The organism is Lentibacillus populi (assembly GCA_014642895.1).
Lineage (GTDB): Bacteria > Bacillota > Bacilli > Bacillales > Amphibacillaceae > Lentibacillus_C > Lentibacillus_C populi.
In genome coordinates this window covers 64,901-82,875 of record BMJD01000008.1, presented here as the reverse complement: position 1 = coordinate 82,875, position 17,975 = coordinate 64,901, and the positions used below count along the sequence as shown (strand labels likewise).

Below are 17,975 nucleotides of genomic sequence, written 5' to 3'. Positions count from 1 at the left end.
TACAATTTCGGTAGTATTATTCAAAAAGTGGGTATATACTGATTTCTATTATTATTTTGGCTGAATTTAAAAAATTCACGTAACCGGAATTGTCATTTAATTATATTGCACACAATATTGTATGCATGTACACAAAATGTTTTCTTTATGTTTGCAAATGCGTGTGCATGTATACAATTCTGTGTAAAAGTTGTTTTATCAACGTGTGCATGTTTGTATACATGTAGACGAAAAAGAAAACAAGCTAAAAGTCTTATTGATTATTTTTATCAAATCTATTAATCTAGTAAGAGTAAGTCATTTTCATATTGGAGGGAATCAAATGACAAAAACGAGAATTGCGGCAGTTGATGTTGGAAATGATGCATTGAAGGCCAATTTCGGAAAACTGGAGAATGAGCTATATATTCCAAATGTTGTTGCACAGGACATGGAAGATCGCCCTGTTATCGGGATCGAAGAATTGGATGAAAAGGATCCGGTTGATAATCTACATATTCGCGTACACTCCCCTGCACTTGAAGAAAATAATGTCGTATACCGTGTAGGAAATCTGGCAACAAAAACAGATAACTCAACAGAACTCGACCCGGGCAGCAGCAAATCGGAAGAGGATCAGACATTGGTAATGCTATTTGCAGCAATCGCACTTGACGCAGTGGAGAGCGGTACCTTTAAAGAATCGAAGGATAGTGTAGTGGATGCCACCTATACATTAGGAACCGGTTTGCCACTTCGCGAGGTAAAAGAAGGGAAAGATGTCGGCTACCGTTCACAATTATTAGGATCTGTCCATCAAGTGGAGTTTCTAGTGACACCACGCTATCAAGGGAAGAAGGTAAATATTAAATTTGATGAGGTAAAAGTATATCCAGAAGGTTTTGCGGCCTACGTAAATCTGATCATGGATAATGATTTAAAGGTGATTAATAAAGAACTGATTGATAAACAGATACTTATTCAAGATATTGGTGGGCTATCGACAGATGTCGCTGTTATCCGAAATCGCAACGTAGATGATGATAAAGCGCAAGGATTCAACCTTGGCGTTGCGGAGTCATTGGAAGCAATCCGTGAAGAAATCAGGAAAAAGCATGGCATTGAATTGGACAGCCGTCGTGATGTTGTGGATATTATTACGAGAAAGAATGATCGGCACCACATTATGGTCAAGGGTAGCAGAACGAATGTACATGATATTACCGATCATATCCTTTTGGAGCTGGCGAAAAAGGAATATCGTTTCTTAAGAAATGTCTGGGCGAAAAACTCGCAATCCGAGATTTGTTATTTTGTCGGCGGTGGATCTGCAGTATTAAAGGATTACCTGAAAGCATTAAACAATAAGCTCGATGGCTTTAATATTGAGTTTTTTGAAGATGAAAATGAGAGTATCTGGATGATGGCAAATGCTTATTACAAATTAATTATGGACTATGTCAATAGGGAAAACCAGAAAGCGAAGGAAGAAGCGGCAGCGACGAAAGAAAAATAGGGTGATATGATGGGTGATACGAAAAAAAGCATAGAACGGGGACAATCGATTACCTTTCGAGTCCCTTCTGATACACCTGATTATCTATTAAAACAATTACAAAGACTAAAGGAAACGGAACGCAGGAATTTTTCCAGCAGGATTGCGCAATTTGTGTTAAAAGGGGTTAATGAAACAATTGCAAAGGAACGGGAAACCATCACAATCCCGCTCCCTAAACAGCTAACAAAAGAGCAAAAAAGCTGGCTCAAGCACGAACATTCCGAGGCGCTCATCGGCAGCATTTTGTATCAATTATTAAATGACCCGATGCGAGCAACATCGATACTTGCTGCATTGAACAGTAACAGTCCGAATATTGATGAGGCGTTATATCTGCAGGAAGAAATGACCGCGGCTACCATTTCGGAAGCTTCCGAGCCTGAGGTGGGTAAAACAGCTGATCCGCAAATGGAGCTTGACGAAGACGACCTTGGTGATTTGACGATGGATAGCCTCGATCATACAATTCTCGAACAATCCGAGGAAAAAGAGGACGAAGAGGAGGATAATCCGCTCGGTGACTTCTTTTCCCGAATGAATAGATGACAATCAAGGAGCTCTGTTTATAGAGCTCCTGAATTTTTAAAAGGTTAGTACAGAGTTAAACAAAAAACAACCCAACCACAAGATAACCTGCACATGCTATCCCAGCTCCAACTGCGGCCATTTTTAATTTATACTGGGCATAATCAACAAGCGGTAACTCAAGAATGGATGCAGTTGTGATTGTTGTATCACCAAGCGGTGAGGTGAACGCCCCAAATGCCCCGCTCGCAAAGACAGCACCAACCGTTAAAGGGATGGACGCACCCGTTGCGGTGGCCAAGGAAAATCCGAGCGGCATAAACAACCCCCATGTACCCCAAGATGACCCAATGAAATAGGCAACAACCGCTCCAACTAGAAATAAAATTGCCGGAACCGTAAATGCTGGTAAAAACGAGCCTAATGTCGAACTGATAAAATAGGAAAAACCAAGATCCTCGGCAACCAACGATAATGACCAAACAAGGATAAGCAGAATGATGGCTTGCATAAGCTGATTTCCTCCAGCAATAAAGTGATAAAGAATCTCGTCTAGTGCTAATCTGCGGAGCATGTAAAAAATGAATGTTAAAACAAGTGTTATAAAGACCGCTAAGAGCATCACAAATGTAGCGTCAGCCATAGAAAAGGCCTTGAACATGGTTTTGGCCCCTTTTGCTGTACCATCTTGCCATAACAGAAATAACGTTAAACCGAGCAATAAGAATAGAGGTATAATCAAATTCCAGGGCTGTGCTTTAACCATGGATAATTCCTTTTTCAAGCCAATCCCGTGAAAATCATGTCCAGAGTCCTCCGTTATCGTGTCCTTTTTCTCCTCCATTTTCTTTCTGGAGGGGGACCAAAATATGCCGATTAATCCGATGACGAGCATCACAATTGCAAAAAAGTTGAACGGGATACTTTGCAGGAAAATGTGATAGGGGGACAAAGATAAATCATGTTTTTGAATGCCGCCAGCAACTAATGAAATCATGAAACCAACAAAGGCTGTTGCCACTGGTAAAAGCACAATAACGGATTCCGTGGAAACATCCAAAACAAACCCGATTTTTGACTTGGACAGTTTCATTTTTTCTAAAATCGATTTAATTACAGGGCCGATCATCATTGTACGAAACATTGGCATCATAAAGGTGAAAGGAAGGGTTAGCCAAATTAGGCCTATTAGTCCCCGCTCCGAATGAATTTTCTCGCCAACCCATTTGGAAAAACCTTTTATTCCTCCGGAGATTCTCATCATGCCAACCAAACCGCCAAATAAATACAAAAAGGCAATAATTTTAATATTGGATTCGTCGGTTAGCGTGGTTACGACATAATTTACGGATTGCTGCGTTCCACCAAGCAGATTTGCTTCAACAAAATATGCGCCGACAACAATGCCCAGTACAAGACCAGGCAAAATTTCCTTTAACCAAATCGACATTGCAATTACGATTAGAAAAGGTAATAATGATAGCCATGCATGTTCCATACGGCTACCCTCCTCCTGTTTTTATCTTACCGAACTATTCTTTATCAAGATTTTTATCCTGTAGCGCCTCCAATGCCGAGCGTTTTTTATTACGCTTGCGGATCCGTTCCAAAATCTCTCGCCTGTTGATATGAATGGTCGGTTCCTCGTAATCGCGTGACTCTTGGATGTCGCTGTTTGATGCCTTCATGAATGACCAAGCAAGCAGGAACATGATAAAAATGACTGGAAATCCGGCCACGATACTCGCTGTCTGCAGTGTTTTTAATCCTCCGACAAGCATTAATACGAGTGGAAGCAAGCATAAGGTAAAAGCCCAAAATAGCCGGTTCCAGCGTAATGGTTCCGACTGTACTTCCTTTTGCACAACAGCTGCAAGAATATAAGAAGATGAATCGAAAGTAGTTGCCAAAAAGATAATCGCCAGGATGGTGAACAATGCGACGATAATGTTTGGCATCGGCAGCTGATGCAAAATTTGAATAATGGCTGCAGGGGCACCATACTCATTCATAAAACCGATGACATCAAAGTTCCCGGTTAATTGTAAATAAAGGCCGAGATTTCCCATAATACCGAAGAAAAGGATACAACCTAACGTTCCATAGATCATCGTTCCAAGAACCATCTCCCTGATCGTCCTACCTCGCGATATTCGGGCAACAAACAGTCCAACAAACGGTGCATAAACCACCCACCATGCCCAATAAAAAATGGTCCATGACTCTGGGAAACCTGTCTCCGTAAAACCTGCCAGATTGCCGAACGGCTCCAGCCATGTTGCCATATGGAAAAAATTATCGACAATCATTCCAATGCTCGTAAAGGTTGTTTCACTAATAAATAAGGTCGGACCGAAGAGGAAAATAAACACCAATATAAAGATGGCCAGCCACAAATTGACATCGCTTAACACTTTTATTCCTCTGTTTAGACCGGAATAGGCACTTATAGCAAAGATGATGGTACAGAGAAAGATGATTGCGGCTTTTAACCCCATCGTTATGGGGACGCCTGTTAAATCATGGACACCTTCTGCTATCATGGGAGCACCAAGCGCAAGTGTTGTACCGGCACCACCCATTAATCCGAACATAAAAAGTACATCGATCACAACGCCGAGTGGACCATCTACATAGCGTCCGAGAACCGGTCTGACCGATTCACTAATTTTAAGTACCGGCTTTTTTCGCACATAATAAAAATAAGCGATTGGCAATGCTGGTAATGTGTAGATAGCCCAGGCAATTGGCCCCCAATGAAACATTCCGTAAGAGGAAGCCCATTCAATTGCGTCTTTTGATCCGGGAGTAATGCCAAAAGGCGGACCTTGATAATAATAAGCCCACTCGATCATACCCCAATAAAGTATGCTGGAACCGATTCCGGCGGCAAATAACATGGCAGCCCAGGAAAAAGTGCCAAATTCCTTTTTTGCCTCTTCGCTTCCAAGCTTAACATGGCCATTTTTACTGAAGGCTACGAATATAAGGAAGGCAAAAGCGGCTAGGCCAACCAGCAAATATAAAATACCAAAGTTGCCGGTCATAAATTCATTGGCAGCATTGACGACCTTACCACCCTCTTCTGGGAAAAGCACAAGTGGAATGGATACAAGAAGAATTAATAGTAATGCTCCTATAAAAGTAGGCCAGTCAATTAATTTTGCTTTCATATAAGATTTCCCCCTTTTATTAGATAGCTTTTCTTGATCTGCTTAAGTTATACAATGATAATGGGAAATAGGTAAAGAATGAGCCGTGTACTATAAAAGGTCATTTATAAAGTTTGTGAAGTTTTTTATTTATGAAGTTTACAATAGATTTGCTTTGATTTACTTGGTATTGCTCAAAAATACTGCTCAATGTGGGGTTTTGGAAAATACTTTTCTTATGTTACATTGCCATTAGGAAAGGGTGTCTGGGTTATGGATAATCATCAGGATAAGATAATGGATGTTAAGACGCAGTTTATTGATAAAATTGCTGATAATATGAATTCATTCGGTGTTTCTACAAGTGTTGGCCGGGTTTTAGGGATTATCTATATGCAGCGTGCCCCAATGACGCTTGATGAACTGTCCGCTGAAACCGGTATGAGTAAAACTCGCATGAGTCAGGTTGTCCGTGAAATGATTGATTTGAATATTGCAGAACGGGTTTTCCGAAAAGGGGTAAGGAAAGATTTATATCAAGTCGAACAGGATTACTATCAAACGTTTGTATCCTTATTTACCGCTACATGGCATAAAGCGATAAATAAGAGTAAACATTTTGAAAAGAAGCTGCAGACAAAACTCATGTATTTGCAGGATAAGCGTGATTTAACAGAGGAAGAGGAACAGGAAGTAAACGAAATTTTAGCCGAAATACGTGAATGGATGGATTATTATGACTGGATTCGTCGATTAACCGCGTTTTTCGAAAGCGGCGAAATATTCAACCATGTACCAAAGAATAATCAAGGAGGAAATCTTCATGAACAATAACGTTATTCTATCCTGTGCCATTACTGGTGCAGGGGAAACAACCGAAAAAAGCCCATACGTACCGGTAACACCGAAAGAAATTGCCGATTCAGCTATCAAGGCTGCAAAGGCAGGTGCAACAATAGCTCATCTACATGTGCGTGATCCGAAAACAGGTAAATTGAGCCACGACGTAAATCTGTTTAAAGAAACTGTAGAGCGCATTCGTGAAGCCGATACCGATGTTATTATTAATATTACAGCAGGTGGCGGTGGTGACTGGATACCGAGTGAAGCTGATCCGACTAAGGGCGGGGACGGAACAGATATGCAGACACCTGAAGAACGCCATGAACCGGTTGGACTATTATTTCCAGAGATTTGTACATTGGATTGCGGCAGCGTCAATTTTGGGGGTCAGGTGTATATAAGTCCTGCCAATTGGCTGCGGGAACAGGCTAAATTGATTCAAGCGGCAGGTGTAAAGCCTGAGTTGGAATGTTTTGACACCGGACATATCCGGTTTGCCAACCAGCTAGTAAAGGAAGGTCTTATCGATGGTGACCCAATGTTTCAATTTTGCTTAGGGATCCCATGGGGTGCTGAAGCTGATGCTGAAACGCTTGCCTATATGAAAAGCAGAGTTCCTGAAAATGCCACTTGGGCCGCATTCGGTATTGGCCGTATGCAAATGCCAATGGTAGCGGAGTCTGTTTTGCAAGGCGGAAATGTCCGTGTCGGATTAGAAGATAACCTTTATTTGAAGAAGGGTACATTAGCAACGAATGAACAGCTTGTCGATAAAGCTGTTGGTATTATCCAAAGCTTAGGTGCAGACGTCATGTCACCGACAGATGCACGAGCGTTTTTAAACTTAAAGGACCCAAACGGAAAGAAGGAATAATATGACAGCACAAGATTCAACAGCAATAAAAAATATTACAGTCGTCGGCACCGGGGTAATCGGCAATGGTTGGATTACTCGTTTCCTCGCTAACGGATATCACGTTACCGCAACTGATCCTGATGAGTCGGCGGAAATGCGGATGCGGGAAGCGGTAGCACATGCATGGCCGGCGCTGGAAAAGTACGGATTGGCCCCTAAGGCATCGCAGGACAATTTACATTTTGAAAAGGATCTTCGGACAGCCTTACATCAGGCAGATTTTGTTCAAGAAAATGTCCCGGAACGTGAGCCGCTGAAGCGTAAAGTAATTGCCGATATAGATCAATATGCACCGGAATATGCGGTCATCGCCTCCAGTACCTCAGGGATCTTACCAAGCACACTACAGGCTGACTGTACGGCTTACCCTGAACGTGTTATTGTAGCCCATCCATTTAACCCGGTTTACTTAATGCCGTTAGTTGAATTAGTCGGAGGAAAGGCTACAGATAATTCGTTTGTTAAAAAGGCGGAGGAATTTTACACGGCCTGCCGAATGAAGCCACTGATCGTCCGCCAAGAAATTGAAGGACATATTGCCGACCGCCTGATGGAAGCAATTTGGCGTGAAGCACTGCACATTATCAACGATGGTGTGGCAACAACAGAAGAAGTTGATGCTTCGATTGTATATGGTCCAGGATTGCGCTGGGCTTTGATGGGACCATTCCTGACACTGCATATGGGTGGCGGGAAAGCAGGAATGAAACACCTGCTTGAACAATTTGGCCCTGCGTTAAAACTTCCGTGGACAAAGCTTGTAGCACCGGAATTAACAGACGAACTTGCGGAGAAAGTCATTACCGGCTGCGAAGCACAAACGGAAGGTGTTCGTATGGAAGATCTGGAAAAGCGACGTGATCAATTTTTAATTGAATTGCAGGAGCTACTGGAAAAATACTGGCCTGCCGCAAATTTGAACGGTAAACTTTAAAGGAGCTATTGGGATGACAGGGAAAGTAATTATTGAGGATCACGTTCGAAAAGAATGGATTGATTATAATGGGCATATGAACGATGCGGAGTATGTCCGAGCGTTCAGCTGGGGTGTTGATCGTTTCATGAAATTAATTGGTATTGAGGATATATTTCGTGAAGAGCAAAACTACACGATGTTCACACTCGAAAGTCATGTCTGTTATTTGGCAGAAATGAAACTGGACGAACCGTTTGAAGTTCAGTTGCAAATGCTTGATTATGATGCAAAACGCGCCCATGTCTTTTTTGAACTGTACGGAGAGGGCGGAAAACGTGCTGCAACAAGCGAACAAATGCTGATGGGAATGGATCAAACATCAGGAAGACCAGCACCATTTCCGGATGAAGTTTTTGCTAAAGTGAAGGAGCTGGCAGATTCGTATACACCTAAAGAAAAGCCAAAGGAAGCCGGGCGTGTAATTGGAATACGGCGGAAGAAATAACAATTATGGAGACGCTGCCTCGTGGCAGCGTCTCTTTTAGGGTAGAGTCGTACACAAATCGATCGGGCAGGGCCTGAAATAGATAAGTTGTTTGAGAAATTATTTAAACTGTAAAAATATGATATTTATGTAATAATGTTAAACAGAATTTCCTTCGTGTATCATTCAATTCCGCAAGCTGTTACCTCCTGACGTAAAACCTCACTTTTTGCAATTTGCATCTAGTTTAATAATTTTGGTTCAAAAAACCCTTTACCTTTCCGTAACGTTAACGTTTATAGTATAAGGGAAGGGAGTTGCTGACATGCAGATTAAAGAGGTTGCAAAAAGACTGAATACAACACCAAGAACAATTCGTTTTTATGAAGAAAAGGGCTTGATTTCACCGGTAAAAGCTACGGAAAACGATTATCGTTCATTCACGGAACATGATGTAATGCGGCTGAGTACGATTTTGGCATTAAGAGAAATTGGCGTACCTGTTAAAGATATTCGAAAAATTTTAGAAAATCCTGATATGAGCATGCTGCAATATTTAAATGTGCAGCGTTCAGCCTTGTTTGAGAAATGGATTGAGATGAAGGATATGATAGAGACCATTGATAACATGCTGGAAACAGATGATGGAAACATTTATGCGTTATCCCAACATTTAAAAGCCATGAAAAGTATCCGAAAAGGTTGGAATGATAAATGGAACTTTGATCATCAGGCAGCTGATTATGATCAAAACATCAAGATGCACGGTTATCGGTTTAACGTTCATCAGGATTACGAGCGTGCATTGGCAAAAGCAGCCAAAACTGTTCAACTAAAACATGGGGGAAGCTGTTTAGATATTGGGATTGGCACAGGAAATCTGGGATCGCGTTTTCTGCAACATGGTGTCCACGTTATTGGCGTTGACCAATCGGAGGAGATGCTGAAAAAGTGCAGTGAGAAATATCCGGAAATAGAAACACGCAAAGGGCATTTTCTCGCACTCCCATTATTGGACAATCAGGTGGATGGAGTAGTTACAAGCTACGCCCTGCATCACATCCCGGATGAGGAAAAGCTGCTAGCATTAGCGGAAATGGATCGTGTGATGAAAGATAATGGGCAGCTATGTATTATTGATTTGATGTTTTTAAATAAACAGCATCGTGAGCAGGTAATAAACGCTTTTCATTTGACGGAAAACAGCGAGGCAATAGGGGCTATAGAAGATGAGTTTTATGCGGATCGATCAAAGCTGCTCGATTGGTTTCAGATGAACAATTATTGTGTGGAAACCTATCAATTCAACAATATTTTAAGTATGGTTTATGCTGTGAAAGATAAGGAGAATAAAATTGATAGTGAATGATATTAGTTTAGATTTTTATAATCAAAAATATGAAGCAGATTTAGCGCGTTATAGCTTGCTAAAGGACCATTTAAATTATACTGCACATCCAATAGACGCAATCGAAAAATGCGGTCATGATGGGGAGATGTATCCTGTAGTTATTCTATCGCAGCGTCTTCCGGTTGGATTTTTCGTATTGCATGGGTGGAATGGTGTGCAGCGTTATAGCGATAATCGAAAAGCTATTTTACTAAGAGCCTATTCGGTTGACAGCCGCTATCAGGGAAGGGGTATTGCAACACAATCGTTGCGGTTGCTGCCAGCTTTCGTCAAAAAATATTTCCCGGGAAAAGATGAAATTATTCTTGCTGTCAATCATAACAATATAAACGCGCAAATGGTATATAAAAAGAGCGGATTTATCGATCGTAGTAGTCGAGTAATGGGGAGGAAGGGAGAACAGTTTGTTTTTGGTAGGAGGATATAGTATTGAGCTTCACTATTGTGATTAGTTATATAAATCAAAAACACAAAAGGGGATAACAATGGAGATCAGAGAATATACCTCCAATGATGAACAGGGATGGGTACGTTGTAGAATTCTGTCATTTCTTGATACCGCCTATTTTGATAATGTATTAACAGAAAAGGAGACATACGAAAACCCATCCATTGAACTTGTAGCAGTGGAGCATGGCAAAATCATTGGATTAATCGATATTGAATACGAGCAAAAAGAAGGTACCGTTTGTTCACGAGGGACAGGGCTTGGCGGGATGATCTGGCATATCGCCGTACACCCGGACTATCAGCGAAAAGGAATTGGCAACATGCTTTTAGCAGAAGCTCAGAAAATAGCGAGAGAAAAGGGCTTAAATCATCTGGAGGCTTGGACACGTGATGATGTCTGGGTAAACACTTGGTATGAAAAAAATGACTTTCAGCACGTGGACTCCTACCTGCATGTATTTGTTGGTGGAGAGGAAGTAGACGGAATATTGACGAGTAATGTTCCAGGCCTATATCCGGTACAGGCATTTGCCCATTATACTGGAAAAGAGAAAGAAATGGTGAAAGGGAAATTTAGCCGGGTTCATGACTGTAATTGTTTTGAGAAAAGGCTGGATAAATAAATGTTGCTTTTAAATAAAGTTTGATAATTTATAATATAGATTGATAATTTGAAATAAAGATCGATAATTTATAATAAGGTTTGATAAAATTATGCTGATACTCTAGATTCCATAAATTCAGCGATCGGGATAAAGCAGGGGAATTCAGAAGAGCGTCGAAATAGAAAATATATAATTAAAAGGGAGTGTAACTGATATGTCCCATGCTAAAGATGTTTTAACCGATCAGTTGTTAGCAAATGCGAACGACCCTAGCTTTTACGTTCCGTTTTCGGAATCAGTAGCAAACTTGTCAGAGGAAGAAGCATTTTGGAAACCCAATGATGATAGTAACAGTATCGCTGAAATTGTGCAACATCTACTTTATTGGAATGAGACATGGCAAAAGAGGTACGAAAAATCACATGTGAATGCTGTTGCACCAATAGATAATAATAAAAGCTTTATTGTCTTGGAAAATAAAAGATTTGCTGACTTAAAAGAGTGCCTCCTAGAGGTTCTGCTCCAGTGGCAAAATCTATTAACTGAAGAAAAGGTAGAAAGTGAAGTAAATGGTTTCCCAGAGACTGCAAAGTGGTGGGGGATATTAGGAAATATCTCCACGCATAACGCTTACCATATTGGACAAATTGTTTACATCCGAAAACAACTACAAAAAGGCTGGAAAACTAACATTAAATGAGATAGTAAGACAACTGACATTTTTTGTTTCATTATCAAGGCGCGAATGCTGAATGCGGAACAACATACGTAGAAAATGATCAAACTTTTTTATAAACACAAACTGAAATTTGCCGTTGTTGAATCCATTTTGATCAAACTTTTTTCAAAATGGATTCTTCTTAATTACTGTAAAACAGAGCGCTATGAGGTGCTTTTTGATCAAACCTTATTTCAAACCAACAATAAAAACGCAGTACGATGAAATGGATAGGGAGAGGCGCCTTATGCAATGACAAGTTTGAAGTCTTATTCGGATTTATTAATATTAGTCCCCATCTTGGTTTATCATGAAGAAGGTAACCCCAAAATTGTTGATGAGGTTGCACCAATAAGAGCGGTCGCAAAAGAAGACGCTAATCAAGCCTTTTTTAGTGTAAACCCCGGAGAGATGGTATATCATACGTCAAACGAAAATTTTATCATTAATATCCGAAGGGAACCTTTATGAAAGTGAGCCGGAAAACTTGATGAAAGACAACCAAAAAAGCTGCCCACTCATGGACAGCTTTTTTACAATTAATGAAAATAATCCATTAATCCCTCTACAATCCCATCAGCGACTGCGTTTTTGTAATCAGCTGTTTGAATAGCGGCTAAATCGTTTGGATTCGTTAAAAAGCCTAACTCTACTAACACAGCCAGATCACTATTTTCCCGTAGGACATGGTAGTCGCCTCTCATTACTCCGCGACTTTTAAGAGGCAGATATTTTGCTAAAGCTGCTTGAATGTCCTGTGCCAGTATCCGATCGTTGCCGTTGGAATAAAAATGTGTGCTAAATCCGTTTACCGTCATAATAGGATAGGCATTGTAGTGAAGGCTGATAAAAGCATTTGTATTATGGCTTTCACTAAGATTAACCCGGTCTTTCAATGAAACGAAGTAATCACTTGTTCTTGTTTGAATAACGGTTGCACCGGCATTTTGCAGCTTTTTGGCAATTGTTGATGCAATTGATAACGTGTAATCTTTTTCTAAAGACCCGTCAAAAGCAGTGGAACCAGGGTCTTTTCCGCCATGCCCTGGGTCAATGGCGATATTGTAACCTGCCAAAGAGCCATTGGTTGTTTCTTCGGCAGCAACTGCTGAATTGTTCGTTTCTGTTTGTGGTGCAGCCTGGGATGATACCGGATTCGTCAACCAGGCTGCAATCCATCCAGTTTTTCCATTATCAAGTGCTACCTTATGCCAGTTATTGGTAGTTTCCAGTAACGTGTATGTATCGTCTTTTGTTGTATAACCAATTACACTGTATTCTGTCCCTGGGCCTGTACGAACCCGGACATCTGTTGAGGTTACGGTTATCATTTCGGATGAGGCAGTAGCCTGTGTTTGGCTTTCCTTATCAACCGGGACTAAAAATTGTGAAGCTACCCAAGCTTCCTCTCCATCAAAATAGGTTTGTACCCAGCCAAAAGCCTCCTGGAAAGCAACAATTTGTTCACCTTCCGCTAGCTGACCAATAATTTCGGAGCTGTGTGAAGGACTCGACCTTAGATTTAATGATGATGCACCAATTTCATATGTTTGTCCACTTTCTGCATGACCAACAGGGATAAACAAGAATAAAAATAGCAAGATACTAGTACCTAATGTAAAAGTAAAAAAACGAATGTTCTTCAATATGTGTCCTCCTTCTTGATGAATTTTTATAGATTAGTAATTAATAATAACCTATATGATCAAGCAGTAAACCCATTTTACCCAAAATCATCCAAATGTACTAGAGAACGAACATTCGATTTTGCAGGAATTTGCTAGATTGTTAACGAATAGTATTGAATAGAGTTGGTGAAATTTTTTATACATGGGGGTGGAATGATGAATGCTAATGGTTTTGTTTACGCCGCCGGTATGTCGAATCAGCTAGCACTGGATATCCCGGAAGATAAGTGGGATGTAAAGCTTATCGATGAATTGGGTACATTACGAAAACTATTTAGGCATTTAGTGCGAATAAGAGGTGTATATACTGATGGAATACAGAATGGTGTTATCCATTTCCCAGGCAATATCAAGCTTATGAATCAGATTTAGCAGGGGAGTTAATTCGAAGTAAGGAGGATCTGGCCAAAGCAATGGAAACAGTATCGATTGCAAAAATAAGGATGGGTTCAGAATTTTTGTCAGTTGATGAAGTAATAGGTGCTGCGATTCAGCATGAAGGTATTCACCAGGGACAATACTTTGTTGCATTAAAGCAGATTGTGAGGAGGCTGCCGGACATGTGGATTCGGGATTGGGGTATGTAGATCTACATTAAGATAATTATTGTACTGTGGAAAAAACTGCCGTTGAACCTTTTCTAAACGATTAGATAAATGGTGCTAAAACTTTTCAGACTTGTTACAATAGTTTTAGGGATGTGATGTTCCTCCTCCTTCTTTACAAAAAAGGTGATTATAAATGGAAATAATTCCCAAATATGAACGAAGACTCTTTTTTCTGTAAGAAAGGGGATATACATGAAAAAATACGTTGTGTTCATCATTAGTTTTGCATTGTTATATGTTATTTTTGAGATTGTGTCAGGAATGGTAATTACAGCAGCATATACTCCTGATTTGTCTTTGACAGCCCAGGATAGACTAAGCGGTGATAAGGTGGAATTTGGCACATTTTCTGTGATACATTGGGTGACCATATTTTTAGCGGCAACAATAGCATATTTACTGTCGCAAAAATTTCCGTGGAGAAAAAGGGGATAATTTTTGGCGGCTCATTCGTGACTTTTTAATGAGGTGATGAAATTGCGAGTTAGATACAGTATACAGTTATGTATTGCCGTTATGTTTCTCTTGTTTTCCACAGGTGCCGCTTGGTATGAAGGAAGCGGAATCCTGAGTAATCCTTGGGAGTGGAAATACTCCACACCATTTTCACAACTGTTACATGGTGAAGTCGAACAGCAAAATGATATTTCACAGCTCGATTTCTTTGTCTATGCAGGGAAATTCCAGCCTTTATTTCCAGTTCTAATGATGGTCAGTTTTCTTTACTTAGTCCTTTTATCAGGGTATATGCTGTTAAAACGTAGCCGTAAAAAAATTGTTCTTTTTATATCAATAATAGGGGTTTTGTTGTTGTTATCAGGCAGTTTGATTTCGAATTCACCTACAACAGGCGGTTATATTTTTACGATGCTTTTGGTAACAAGTGGAATTGTATGTCTCGTATTTGCATTTGTTTTTCAATTTCGGGTGTTTAGGAGGTTAAAAAACTTTGTACAAAAATCATTAATTAATCTATGAATATGTTCTGATTTAATTTTGCTGTTAAGGGAATTCGTATACCTTGTTTGTGATAAAACAGAAAATGCAAATATTTTACAAAACTAACATTATCAGCCTGCATTTAAGTCTAAAACCAAATGATACCTTGGACCTTTCTATGTTGAATATATTTCTTTAATCATAAATGGAGGGTAGTGATAATATTGGCAATTAAACCTGTATCAAAAGAAAATTGGCGATCCTTTATTAACGATGGCTGCATAGAAGAAAATAATATGCCAAATGAGCTTATTGATTCATGGAAACTTTGCAGACAACAGGGTGTTAATCCCTTCAATGGTGTAGCGGACCGTATTTTAGATGAAAATGACTTGAAACAAAGGTTAAAGAAAAACCAATTATTAATCGATTTAGCAGAACCACACATCAATAAATTGGGTCGATTTTTAAGAGGTTGGAAATTTATAACCGTATTAACGGACAAAGATGGTTATATTTTACGAAGCAATGGAGACCGCTCTGTTAAACAGGAAGCAAACGGAATACAGTTTTATGAAGGAGCTAAATGGGATGAAGCAGAAGTTGGTTCCAATGCAATCGGTCTAGCACAACGATTTATAAAGTCATTTGCAATTAGGGGATTTGAACATTTTGCTGTCGCTTCCCAAATGTGGAATTGTTCAGCCTCACCTATTTTGGATCATAATAAAAATCTACTTGGCATATTAAATATTTCCAGCTTGTACCCTTCTATTAACCATAATTACGTTTTGGCTTCAGTAAAGTTAGCAGCAGACTCTATTTCGCTTAATTGGAGAAATAAAATTCAAGAAGATATTGAACTTTTAATGAAAAATAAATATAGCTTAGACCCCCATTCCGTTGTTTGTACTTCTGATCACATTGTTTATTCATTACCTAGAGAATTGCTCCCGAGCTACCACAAATATATTGGTGAGCCCTTAAAAAAATTTAGGGAAGAAGTAAAGTTATGTGAAATAGATATTCCCATTACAACTGGTAACAGGGTCATTGGCTATCGTATTCCAATCGATATGGCAGAGGAGGAAGAAGCATCGTCTGTCTATTTTCAAGGTGTAACAGGAACCAGTAAATCATTTCAAAAAGTGCTGGAAGCTGTGAGAAAAGTTGCTCCTACAAATGCAGCTGTCCACATTTACGGTGAAACAGGAACAGGAAAAGAACTTGTAGCGCAAGCAATACATGAAAATAGTAGCAGAGCTGATGGACCGTATGTTTCGCTTAATTGTGGAGCAATTCCTGAACAACTTCTGGAAAGCGAATTATTTGGCTACGAACCAGGCGCATTCACTGGTGCAAGTAAAAAAGGGTATAAAGGAAAACTGGAAATGGCTGATGGCGGTACATTGTTTTTAGATGAAATTGGGGATATGTCCGAATCCATGCAAGTTGCATTACTTCGGGTTCTTCAACAAAAAGAACTTACACGTATTGGCGGAGATCATTCAATTAAGGTTAATGTACGTATCATTTCTGCAGCGAATGTTGATATTAGAAAACTTGTACAGCAAGGAAAAATGCGAGAAGATTTATTTTACAGAATATATGTTTTTCCAATTACTGTCCCTCCATTAAGAGAAAGAAAGGAAGATATAAAAGCACTAATAAAGGATTATTGTCGCAGGACAAATTGGTATCCGGGCTGGCTAAACAAACTGGAAACTATTTTCACAAAAGGATCATGGTCAGGTAACATTCGCGAACTGCATAACGCACTTGAACGATGCAATATTTTATTCTCAGATATAACACCTACAGATAAAGACCTTCATGAGCTCATGAGTTCTTGGGATCAATTTAATCAAAGTGATTCCGGTGAAACGTTTGCAGATTTTCGAGAACAATTGGAATATAATAACATCCAGCAAGCATTAACAAACAACAATGGAAACGTCCCCCAAGCTGCTAAAGAATTAAGAATTTCTCGCAGTACATTATACCGAAAAATGAAAAGATATAACCTTTAATATAATTGATACAATTTGAAACAAAGAGAGACAATTTGAGAATATTGTTTCTCTTTTTTTGCTGTTAAAAATATCTACTCAACTGAAAGCGCTATTATTTTGGTGTTTCTAAAAGTTGGCATATTACTTGCAAATATGTTTAGTGAGTGGAAAATAAATTAAAATTTCAAGGAGGATTATGAAATGGATAAGCAAAAAGCGTACTGGATCTATACCAAAATGAACGAAATTAGAAACTTTGAAGAAAAAGTTCGTAAAATTTTTTCAACTGGGTCTATACCAGGATTTGTTCATTTGTATGCAGGTGAGGAAGCGATTGCAGTGGGAGTATGTGCACATCTAAGTGACAACGATTATATTACTAGTACGCATCGCGGTCATGGCCATTGTATCGCCAAAGGCTGTGATCTAAATGGAATGATGGCTGAAATTTTCGGCAAAGAGACAGGTCTGTGCAATGGAAAAGGCGGTTCCATGCACATTGCCGATTTGGGGGTGGGCATGTTGGGAGCCAATGGTATTGTAGGTGGTGGATTCCCATTAGCAGCAGGGGCTGGACTAACCGCTTATGTCCGGGAAACTGGAGGAGTTGCCGTATGTTTCTTCGGTGATGGTGCGAATAACCATGGCACGTTTCATGAAGGGATAAATATCGCCGCTGCCTTAAAACTACCCGTCATTTTTGTAGCAGAAAATAATGGTTTTGGTGAAGCCACACCATTCGAATATGCAACTTCAGCGAAGACAATTGCTGATCGTGCTGCCAGCTATGATATTCCAGGCATTCGAGTAGATGGAAGCAATTTAGTTGATGTATATCAAGCAGCCGAGGAAGCAGTTGAAAGAGCCCGCAACGGTGAAGGGCCCACTTTAATTGAAGCGATTACTTATCGAACTTATGGTCACTTTGAAGGTGACAATCAAGCTTATAAGTCTGAGTCAGACAGTGAAAATTGGCCGGTTGAAGTTGATTGTATTGATAAATTTGAACAATACGCTTTGAAAAAAAGCTTATTAACGAAAACGGATATCTCAGAAATTAAAGATAACGCTCATAAAGCGGTTGAAGCTGCAGTTGCATTTGCTGAAAACAGTAACGAGCCTTCACCAGACACGTTAACGGAAAATGTTTATGTTCAGTACAAATAATTTA

Annotated in this window: 20 protein-coding genes; 17 read left to right on the top strand and 3 right to left on the bottom strand. The window is 39.8% G+C overall.

Annotated elements, in window-relative coordinates:
* The first annotated feature begins 322 nt into the window (after window positions 1–322).
* Both IEX12_RS07520 and IEX12_RS07515 read left to right on the top strand, forming a co-directional pair.
* Window positions 323–1,495, top strand: a complete 1,173-nt coding sequence (locus IEX12_RS07520) for a ParM/StbA family protein (RefSeq protein WP_088051512.1) — start codon at window positions 323–325, stop codon at window positions 1,493–1,495.
* Window positions 1,496–1,504: 9 nt separating this feature from the next.
* Window positions 1,505–2,083 carry a hypothetical protein gene (locus IEX12_RS07515; RefSeq protein WP_088051511.1) on the top strand — a complete coding sequence of 193 codons (579 nt, stop codon included), beginning with the start codon at window positions 1,505–1,507 and terminating at the stop codon, window positions 2,081–2,083.
* Window positions 2,084–2,138: 55 nt separating this feature from the next.
* On the opposite strand, the gene IEX12_RS07510 is transcribed toward IEX12_RS07515, so the two are convergent.
* Together IEX12_RS07510 and IEX12_RS07505 are read right to left on the bottom strand one after the other, a co-directional pair.
* Window positions 2,139–3,560: a Na+/H+ antiporter NhaC family protein gene (locus tag IEX12_RS07510; RefSeq protein WP_088051510.1), complete on the bottom strand. Its 1,422-nt coding sequence runs from the start codon at window positions 3,558–3,560 to the stop codon at window positions 2,139–2,141.
* Between the two features lie 34 nt (window positions 3,561–3,594).
* Complete coding sequence (locus IEX12_RS07505) at window positions 3,595–5,235, bottom strand: BCCT family transporter (protein ID WP_102416151.1); 1,641 nt, start codon at window positions 5,233–5,235, stop codon at window positions 3,595–3,597.
* Window positions 5,236–5,487: 252 nt separating this feature from the next.
* Here IEX12_RS07505 and IEX12_RS07500 point away from each other — a divergent pair, with 252 nt between their 5' ends.
* From IEX12_RS07500 to IEX12_RS07460, 9 genes are all read left to right on the top strand, one after another.
* Window positions 5,488–6,048 carry a GbsR/MarR family transcriptional regulator gene (locus tag IEX12_RS07500; RefSeq protein ID WP_088051508.1) on the top strand — a complete coding sequence of 187 codons (561 nt, stop codon included), beginning with the start codon at window positions 5,488–5,490 and terminating at the stop codon, window positions 6,046–6,048.
* Window positions 6,038–6,931: a beta-keto acid cleavage family enzyme gene (locus tag IEX12_RS07495; RefSeq protein WP_088051507.1), complete on the top strand. Its 894-nt coding sequence runs from the start codon at window positions 6,038–6,040 to the stop codon at window positions 6,929–6,931. Before IEX12_RS07500 ends, IEX12_RS07495 begins: the two co-directional genes overlap by 11 nt.
* Before the next feature lies 1 nt (window position 6,932).
* Window positions 6,933–7,907, top strand: coding sequence for a 3-hydroxyacyl-CoA dehydrogenase NAD-binding domain-containing protein (locus IEX12_RS07490; protein ID WP_088051506.1), 975 nt, complete (start codon window positions 6,933–6,935; stop codon window positions 7,905–7,907).
* A 13-nt stretch (window positions 7,908–7,920) separates the two neighbouring features.
* Window positions 7,921–8,394, top strand: coding sequence for a thioesterase family protein (locus IEX12_RS07485; protein WP_088051505.1), 474 nt, complete (start codon window positions 7,921–7,923; stop codon window positions 8,392–8,394).
* A gap of 304 nt (window positions 8,395–8,698) precedes the next feature.
* Entirely contained in the window at window positions 8,699–9,742 is a 1,044-nt protein-coding gene (locus tag IEX12_RS07480; RefSeq protein ID WP_188724865.1) for a MerR family transcriptional regulator, read from the top strand.
* Complete coding sequence (locus IEX12_RS07475; protein WP_286171001.1) at window positions 9,735–10,211, top strand: GNAT family N-acetyltransferase; 477 nt, start codon at window positions 9,735–9,737, stop codon at window positions 10,209–10,211. Before IEX12_RS07480 ends, IEX12_RS07475 begins: the two co-directional genes overlap by 8 nt.
* A gap of 52 nt (window positions 10,212–10,263) precedes the next feature.
* Window positions 10,264–10,857: a GNAT family N-acetyltransferase gene (locus IEX12_RS07470; protein ID WP_088051502.1), complete on the top strand. Its 594-nt coding sequence runs from the start codon at window positions 10,264–10,266 to the stop codon at window positions 10,855–10,857.
* A gap of 196 nt (window positions 10,858–11,053) precedes the next feature.
* Window positions 11,054–11,539 (top strand): DinB family protein, encoded by a 486-nt coding sequence (locus IEX12_RS07465; RefSeq protein WP_088051501.1) that lies wholly within the window; start codon window positions 11,054–11,056, stop codon window positions 11,537–11,539.
* 270 nt (window positions 11,540–11,809) lie between these two features.
* Complete coding sequence (locus IEX12_RS07460; protein ID WP_088051500.1) at window positions 11,810–12,028, top strand: hypothetical protein; 219 nt, start codon at window positions 11,810–11,812, stop codon at window positions 12,026–12,028.
* Between the two features lie 68 nt (window positions 12,029–12,096).
* Here IEX12_RS07460 and IEX12_RS07455 read toward each other — a convergent pair whose 3' ends face one another.
* Entirely contained in the window at window positions 12,097–13,203 is a 1,107-nt protein-coding gene (locus tag IEX12_RS07455; protein ID WP_088051499.1) for an N-acetylmuramoyl-L-alanine amidase family protein, read from the bottom strand.
* A gap of 198 nt (window positions 13,204–13,401) precedes the next feature.
* Here IEX12_RS07455 and IEX12_RS23340 point away from each other — a divergent pair, with 198 nt between their 5' ends.
* The 6 genes from IEX12_RS23340 to IEX12_RS07430 all read left to right on the top strand — a co-directional run bounded on the left by IEX12_RS23340 (window position 13,402) and on the right by IEX12_RS07430 (window position 17,971).
* Complete coding sequence (locus IEX12_RS23340; protein ID WP_230856127.1) at window positions 13,402–13,617, top strand: hypothetical protein; 216 nt, start codon at window positions 13,402–13,404, stop codon at window positions 13,615–13,617.
* Between the two features lie 41 nt (window positions 13,618–13,658).
* Entirely contained in the window at window positions 13,659–13,832 is a 174-nt protein-coding gene (locus IEX12_RS23335; RefSeq protein ID WP_286170990.1) for a hypothetical protein, read from the top strand.
* 213 nt (window positions 13,833–14,045) lie between these two features.
* The gene (locus tag IEX12_RS07445; RefSeq protein ID WP_088051498.1) at window positions 14,046–14,288 is read left to right on the top strand and encodes a hypothetical protein; all 243 of its coding nucleotides are present in this window, start codon (window positions 14,046–14,048) and stop codon (window positions 14,286–14,288) included.
* 42 nt (window positions 14,289–14,330) lie between these two features.
* The gene (locus IEX12_RS07440; protein ID WP_230856125.1) at window positions 14,331–14,831 is read left to right on the top strand and encodes a YjdJ family protein; all 501 of its coding nucleotides are present in this window, start codon (window positions 14,331–14,333) and stop codon (window positions 14,829–14,831) included.
* A 185-nt stretch (window positions 14,832–15,016) separates the two neighbouring features.
* On the top strand, window positions 15,017–16,822 hold the full coding sequence (locus IEX12_RS07435; protein WP_088051496.1) for a sigma-54-dependent Fis family transcriptional regulator: 1,806 nt from the start codon (window positions 15,017–15,019) through the stop codon (window positions 16,820–16,822).
* A gap of 183 nt (window positions 16,823–17,005) precedes the next feature.
* Window positions 17,006–17,971 carry a thiamine pyrophosphate-dependent dehydrogenase E1 component subunit alpha gene (locus IEX12_RS07430; protein ID WP_088051495.1) on the top strand — a complete coding sequence of 322 codons (966 nt, stop codon included), beginning with the start codon at window positions 17,006–17,008 and terminating at the stop codon, window positions 17,969–17,971.
* The last annotated feature ends 4 nt before the right edge of the window (window positions 17,972–17,975 follow it).